Here is a 7,289-nt window from a genome sequence, read left to right on the forward strand (position 1 = left end):
GCTTTGCTTCTGTCACCCCTTGAAAACGAACCAGGCAGGTGCCGAGCCATGACACCGCACATGTCGGGCCGATGCAAGGCCCCCTCTCCCCCATTCCGCGACACAACGTGGCACGCGGAGAAGGAAGAAGAAAGGCGACGCAAGCGTCGCCTTTCTTCTTCCGCCAACCCCGCAGTGCGCGGTGGTTCGGGTTCGGTGGGTGGGGTGCGTGTGAGCCGGCCCGACATGTGCGGTGTCATGGCTCGGCAACCACTTGGCTGGTGTTCAAGGGGTGACAGAAGCAAAGCTCGGTGGTGCCCCGCGCAGGGCCGGTTCACACGCACCCCGCCCGCCGGACCAACGCACCACCCGATGCACGAACCCACCTCCACCTCACTGCAGCGCCACGTTCACGTACGCATGCACGCGCACATCACTGCGATCGGTCTCGGCAGGGTGGTGACGCTTGAGGGGCGCGGCCAGCACGAGGCGGGCGTTGACGTTGCGCCAGTCCATGACGACGCCCACGCCGGCGCTGGTGAGGAAGTCGTCACGCTGAACGGCCTTGAGGTTGCCCGGACGGTAAGCGATGGCCGCACCGTGGTCGATGAAGGCCAGCCACTGCCAACGAGGCGCGTTGGGCTCGCGCTCAAGGTACTCGATGGCGCCCAGGCCCTGGCGGATCTCGACGCTGAGCTGGTAGCCGTGTCGGCCCGACACCAGGCCCTCGGAGTAGCCACGCACGGTGTAGGCACCCCCCACCTGGAACTGCTCGCCTGAAGGCAGCAGGCGGTTCTGCGACAACTGCAGGGCAGCGCGGCTGATGAGCTGGGTGCGCTCGCCCAGTCGGTCGAGCCGGTTGCCCTGGGCGCGGTAGTACATGAAGCTGCCGTCACCCGCCAAGTCGGTCGAGCCCACCACCAGCTGCTGGTCCAGGAACCAGGCGTGTCCGTCGGTGAGCTGGTCACCGGCCAGACCGAAGGTCATCACGCGCTGGGTCTCGTGCGTCTGCTTGAAGCCCGAAAAGGAGCTGCGCGACTGACGGTCCGACACGCGGGCGTAGGTGGACCAGGCGCGCTCGGCCTCGGTCACCAGGGGCTGGCTCACGCCCACCGACACGTCCTGTGAACGGCCGGTGATCTCCAGCGGCTGAAAGGGCCCGCGCAGGATGCGGATGTCGCCGTAGCTGGCCGACAGATCAAGTCGGGTGTCGTGGCGGTTGATGGGCAGCGAGTACGAGCCCGCCAGGCTGTTGGAGCCACGCGCGGTGGTGGCGGTCAGCGATGCGGTGTCGCTGTCGGCCAGCCAGTTGCTGCCGCGCAGCACCGCGCCCACGCGGCCACGGCCCGTGGTTTCGCGCCCGGCGTTGTCGGCGAAGAGGTCGGCGCGCAGGCGCTTGGGCTCGCTGACCGTGATCTCGACGTCGGTGGTGCCAAAGCGCTTGCCGGGCACGACGTTGGCACGCAACTGGGTTTCGTTGAGGCGGTTGAACTTGGCCAGGTCTTCTTCGAGCGCAGGCACGGACAACAGCGCGTCCTGGCTGAGGTGCAGGCGGTCGCGCACGTAGTCGCTTGCCAGCGCCTGCTGGCCGCTGATGCGCAGCTCGCCGGTCTTGGCTTCGACCAGGCGGATGCGAACCACGCCGCCCTGGATGGTCTGCGTGGGCAGCACGGCACGGGCGGTGAGTGCGCGGCGCGCGTCATACAGCTCGTTGATGCGGGCCACGGCGGCTTGCAGGTCGGCCAGGCTGACGGTCTGGCCGCGCAGCGGCGCCAGCACGGCGTCCACCTCCTGGGCGCTGAGGATCTGCGAGGCATCGACCTCGAAGCGCTCGACGCGAATGTTGCGCTCGGTGCTGGCGGCCGTGGCCTTGGGCGTGGCCGGGGCCTGGACCGAGGCGTCGGGCGCGCCCTGCTGCAAGCGCTCTTCGCGCTGCTGGGCCTCGCGTTGCTGACGCTCGGCGGCTTGAGCGGCACCCGGGGTCAGGCCCGATGGCAAAGCCGTCTGGGCCAGGGCCTGGCCCGTGCATGCCAGCAAGGCCCCCGCGAGCAGCGTGCGAGCAGCCAGGGCAGAAGGAGATGGGTTCATGTCGTGGCCGCGAAAGTTGGTGGGAACGGTGGGTTGATGGGTGACGCCGTGTCTTGTCATGGTTGGCCCCTCACTCTCCTGCCGCCGGCGGGGCGATGCCCAGCTCCAGGCACTCGGCTTCGTGGTCCTTGCACTCGAAGGGGTCGCCGCTGATTTGCAGCACGCCGGCGGCCGGCGCCAGGTTGCCCTGGACGTTGCGCACCACGCTCAGGGTGCGCGTGGCCACCTGGTCACGCTGGCCACCGAGGTCGCCCACGGTGCGGGTCTCGCCGGTGACGACGCCACTCGGGTTGCTGAAGATCACCTTCTCCGGGTTGCCCACCAGCACGTAAGCGCCGATGAACGCGGCCTGAGGCGTCAGCAGCAGGTCGTAGGCACCGTTCAGGGTGAAGCCGTGCACGTCCCAGCCGAACTGCGCGCGGCGGTCGGCCGCGTCGATGCGCACGCTGTAGAAGGGCGTGAAGAACTCGGCCCAGTTGGTGACCAGGCCTTGCTCCACCGTGATCGGTGCGGCGTTGGCCGAGCGCACCTGCGAGCGTTCGGCGTTGAGCAGGGCGAAGGTCACGCCTTGGTCGGCGCCTTCACCCGCGCTGACGTCGAGCGACACGCTTTGCGCTGGCAGGCCGTCGTTGCCGGCCACGCTCAGCAGCAAGGCGCCAGGCGTGCTCACCTGGGCGTTGATGTTGCGCGCTTCGAAGCCCACATCGGGGCTGTCGATGCTCAGCGGCTGACCTTCGCCCACGGTGTCGGCGGCGACGATGCGCACCACCGGCGAGCTGACCAGCGGCGAGGCGGTGACGGTGGGCTCGACCACCACGCTGCCCTGGCCATCGACACCGGCAGCCAGGTCGATGCGCTCGATGGCCACCAGCTTGCCACCCGGCGTGAAGACGATGTCGTCGTCGGCGCCCAGGCGCATGCTGCGCGCCTGCACCAGGCCCGTGAGGGTCAGGTTGCTGGCCAGCGCGTCGTACGCGAAGCGGCCCGCGGTGCTGATGTTGCCCAAGCGGCTGTTTTGCCCCATGCCGGCCAGGAAGATGCCATCGGGTGCGCTGGCGTTGAGCACGCCGTTGGCGCCGGTGCTGACCTCGAGTGCTTCGTCGATGCCACCGTCGCGGCCGATGGTGGTGCCCGCGATCAGGTTGATCTCGCGGGCCTGGACGTCGAGCTGCCGGTCGTTGCGGCCATCAAGGATGGCGCCGGGCGCGGTCAGCGTGGCGCTTTCCTGGGCGTAGACGGTGCCCACAGCCATGTCGCCGGTGGCCTCGGTCAGCCAGATGTGTTGCTTGGCGCGCGCGGTCGTGCGGCCACCATCGGCCACGTCCACCAGCATGGCCTTGCTGGCCGAGCCGATGTTGCCTTGGCCGGCTTCGAGCACCAGCGCGCCGGCTTGCACCGCGGCCACGCCATCGGCGGCTGCGTTGCTCAGGCCTGAGCCGCTCTTGATGCGCACCTCTTGGGTGCTGCTGACGTTCTGCAGCGCCAGGTCACCTTCGCTGCCGATGAAGATCGGGCCTGTCGCCTGGGCACGGAGCGTGCCGCTGGCCTCGACGTCGATGTCCTTTTTCTGCGCGATCAGGATCTCGGTGTCGGTCACCGTCATGTCCTGCAGCTCGGCGCTCAGCAGGGCCAGCTTCTCATCGTTCGTCAGACCTTGCTGCCGCTTGATTCGCACCACCCCAGCGTCTTCACCGATGGAGCCAGCCACGTCAAGCACCAGGTTGCGCCCGATGATGTTGGCGGCTTCCACGCGCACCTCGGTGTCGGCCACCGGGCGGAAGAGGCCAGCACCGATGGCGTTGGCCAGCTCGGCATCGGACCATTTCACGCCCTCTGTCAGCGCCGCCACCTCGGTGTCAGAGGCCTTGTGCGTGAAGTTGGCGTTGTAGGCCTGGCCACCGAAGCGAGCGTGGGCCGCGCGGAAGGCGCTGGTCTGCTGCTGCTCGTAGGAGGCCACATCGGCATCCGTCCACTGGTTGGCCTTCTTCAGCTCAGCGGCCTGCGCAGCGCTCAGCTTGAAGGTGTAGGCCGGATCGAAGGCGTCAGCCGTGTAGCCACCCGCCCCGTCGCTGCGCACGTTGCGCAGCTGCCAGTAGCGCTGGTACTCGTTCTCGACCAGGCGCTCGGCGTTTCGCACGGTCTGGCTGGCGCTGCCCTGGTAGGAGTTCTCGCGCAGGCGCATGGTGTCCCACAGGTCCAGCAGCTGCTGGGCTTGCAAGGGGTCCACGACCTCGACGTCGTTGGCATCGATCAGCTTGCCGCCCGGCACGCTCAAGTGCACATCACCGACGGAGGAGGCCACCTGCTCGACGCGCAGGTCACCGCTGACTTCGCGCAGGTGGATGTCGTCCAGCGCTTGCGCCGAGAGCACGCCCATCACGGCGTCGGTGTCGATGCGCAGCGGCGAGGCGACGCTGCCGATGCGGCCGCTGTCGCTGACCAGGCGCACGTCGCGGCCCTTGAGGGTGACAGTCGGGTCCGTCGTCGCGATGTGGCCATCGGCGCTCAGGCGCAGGGCACCGGCGGCGACTTCGGCCGCAGCGATGCGCAGGTCACCGTCGGTCTCGCGGATGGCGATGCCATCGCGGGCGCGGGCCGTCAGCGTGCCGTTGACCAGGCCGCGGCTGGGGTCGGCGTCGGTGAGGTCGATGTGCACCGCCTGCGTGGCCGAACCGATGGCGCCCGTGTTGGCGCTCAGGTTCACCGTTTGTGCGTTGATCACAGCCTGGTCATTGACCTGCTGGATGCCGTTGGTGGCGGTGATGTTGGCCGCGCCCGTGAGGCTGCGCACCAGGCCGCCGAGCAGCACCTTGCCGGTGCCCGAGGTGATGTTGACGGCCGAGGTGTCCTCGCCCACGAAGTTGATCTTGATCTGCTTGGAGGCGTTCAGGCTGTGCTGGAAGTACTCCTTGACGGTCCAGGTGAACTTCGTGCCCAGCGTGACCTTCTTGTAGATCGCCGCATCACAGAAGCCGACGCAGCTTTCGCTGATCTTGTAGGTGCCGCCTTGCTGCACCTTGTCGCTGGTCACCTGGGTGTAATCCAGGCGATAGCCTTCGTTGCCTCCGCCCACAGACAGCCAGTCGCCTGTGAGGCGCTGGGTGTAGACCGGCGTGCCCGGGTAAACGTTTGTCGGTGCATCGTAGTCGGGCACGAAAGAGTCGATGCCGATGGCGATCTGCTTGACGTAGACCCGCTCCTCCGTGTTGTCCTGGACCCTGCCATTGATCCAGTTGAAGCGGCGGTTGGCCACCGGGTCGTACGCCGTCGACTTGCCGTCTTCGGTGTCGGCCAGGTAGGTGGGTTTGCCATCGGCGTCCACCGTGCGGCTGTCGCGCACCTGGATCTGGTTGCCCAGGCGGGTGATCTCGGTGACCAGGGGCTTGCCGTCGGAGCGGGTGCCGGTCTGATCGACCTGGCCCACACCGATCACGCGCTTGCCCGTGTCGGTGATGCGGATCTTGCCTTCAACGCCCTGGCCCGTGTCCACGCGGCCCAGCGCCAGGTCATAGCCGGTCTGGTTGTCGATGCTGATGCGGCCGTAGCCGTCGAGCACGCGCAGCTCGCCGTTGCCGGTCGAGAAGATGTTGCCGAACAGCTCCATGTGGCCACCGCCCACGCGCACGTTGTCGAGCTCGAGGCGGTCGTTGGCGGCGTCGTATCGCACCTTGATCGACTTGCTGCCCGGTTCGGGGTTGGTCAGGTCGAGGTAGCGGTCGCCGGTGCCGGCCAGGTACTTGATGCGGGCCTGGGCGATGTCGGATGCCTTCGACGTGACCAGCGCCTGCGTGATGACGACATCGCGCTCGGGCAGGCCGGCCTGGATCAAGCCGTTGATGTTGAGCTTCTCGGCGCTGATGTAGACGTTGTTGCCGGCGATGGTGCTGCCGCAAGAGACGGTCAGGCAGTCACCCGGCAGGCCGTTGTTGACGTAATCGCCCGAAGCGCTGTCGGTGGCGTCGCTGCCCGTCAGCCCCATGGCCGCGCCTTCGCGCGAGTTCGGCACGTTGCCCAGTTGCGAGATGGGGTCGCCGCCCTGGTGGGTGAAGCCTGGCGTGTAGGTCTTGATGAAGTCACCGCCCGTGGCGATCTCCACCGTCTCGGCGTTGATGTTGGCCGAGGCGCGGATGGTGCCGTGGCTCTTGGCCTTGGCCAGGCCACCGAGGTTGCTGATGTCGCCCTGGATCCACAGCTGCGCAGGCGATCCTGTGGCGGTGTCGTTGCTGTTGGAGTTCAGCACGCTGATGACCGGTGCTGGCGTGGACAGGGCGTCCACCACCGACACGGCCGTGGTCTGACCGGCGCGGTTGCGCGCGTTGATCTGCTCTTTCGAGGAGACGCGCTGGCCGTTCCACAGCACCTGGCCACCCTCCTCGTCGGGGATGGTCAGCGTGCTGGTGGTCATGAAGCGCGTGGACTGGTTGTCGATGTCGATGCGCACGTCGCCCGGGGCAATCAGCTGGCCGCTGGCTGCGCCCGTGAGCACGCGCGAGGTGACGTTGACGTTGCCGGTGGTGGCCAGGATGGGGCCGACGTCGAGGAAGCCGACGCGGGTGTTGCCACCCAGGGCCGCCAGTTGCGCCTCCAGGATGTCGGCGTCGTTGTCCAGCGCCAGGGCCACGTCGGCGGCGTTGGTGTCACCGGTGTAGTTGTTGGCCGCGTTGCGCACCTGGTCGGCCTTCTGGCGCAGCTTGTCGATCTCGGCCGTCAGCAGGTCGGCCAGCTTGACGTTGTCGCGCGTGGTGAAGCTCACGCCCTCGGACATGCTGAAGCCGCCGTCGGCCCGGTAGGTCAGGTGCTGCAGGTGCCAGATGCCCGCCTCGACCTTGCCGTCGACATTGACCGACGAGGTGATGGCGTTGGGGTTGCGGGTGTTGTCCCAGGTGCTGCCGCCACTGATCTTGAGCGAGGAGGTGTCCGCGCCGAAGAACTCACCGATGGCGGAGAGAACTTCGCGGTAGGCATCGGTGCCTTCGCCGAAGCCTCGCGTGCTGTGGTCGCCTTCGGTGGCGGTCAGGTAGACGCTGCGCACCGAGCGCACCTGCGCGCCATCGGCCACGTTGATGTCGTTGGACTGCACCACCTCGGCGTGCGCCTTGGGGTCGGTCTCGATGGGCACCGCCGTGCGGTTCCACAGGCGGGTGTCGGCGTCGGCCTGCAGCAAGTTGGCGGCGCTGCGGTCGGTGCCGGCCATCAGGTGCACGTCGCGCTGGCCTTCGAGC

Annotated in this window: 2 protein-coding genes; both read right to left on the reverse strand. The window is 68.0% G+C overall.

The features are described 5' to 3' along the window. Positions 1-372 precede the first annotated feature (372 nt). Positions 373-2,127 carry a ShlB/FhaC/HecB family hemolysin secretion/activation protein gene (locus tag B2W70_RS17705; protein ID WP_286747817.1) on the reverse strand — a complete coding sequence of 585 codons (1,755 nt, stop codon included), beginning with the start codon at positions 2,125-2,127 and terminating at the stop codon, positions 373-375. A 10-nt stretch (positions 2,128-2,137) separates the two neighbouring features. Continuing rightward, complete coding sequence (locus tag B2W70_RS17710) at positions 2,138-7,261, reverse strand: hypothetical protein (protein WP_286747819.1); 5,124 nt, start codon at positions 7,259-7,261, stop codon at positions 2,138-2,140. Between the last annotated feature and the right edge of the window lie 28 nt (positions 7,262-7,289).

Source organism: Aquabacterium sp. UBA2148 (genome assembly GCF_002328915.1).
GTDB lineage: Bacteria > Pseudomonadota > Gammaproteobacteria > Burkholderiales > Burkholderiaceae_C > Aquabacterium > Aquabacterium parvum.

Excerpts from the sequence above, each read along its gene's own strand:
- B2W70_RS17710 (WP_286747819.1), bottom strand. The coding sequence starts at position 7,261 with ATGGCCGGCACCGACCGCAGCGCCGCCAACTTGCTGCAGGCCGACGCC.
- B2W70_RS17705 (WP_286747817.1), bottom strand. The coding sequence starts at position 2,127 with ATGACAAGACACGGCGTCACCCATCAACCCACCGTTCCCACCAACTTT.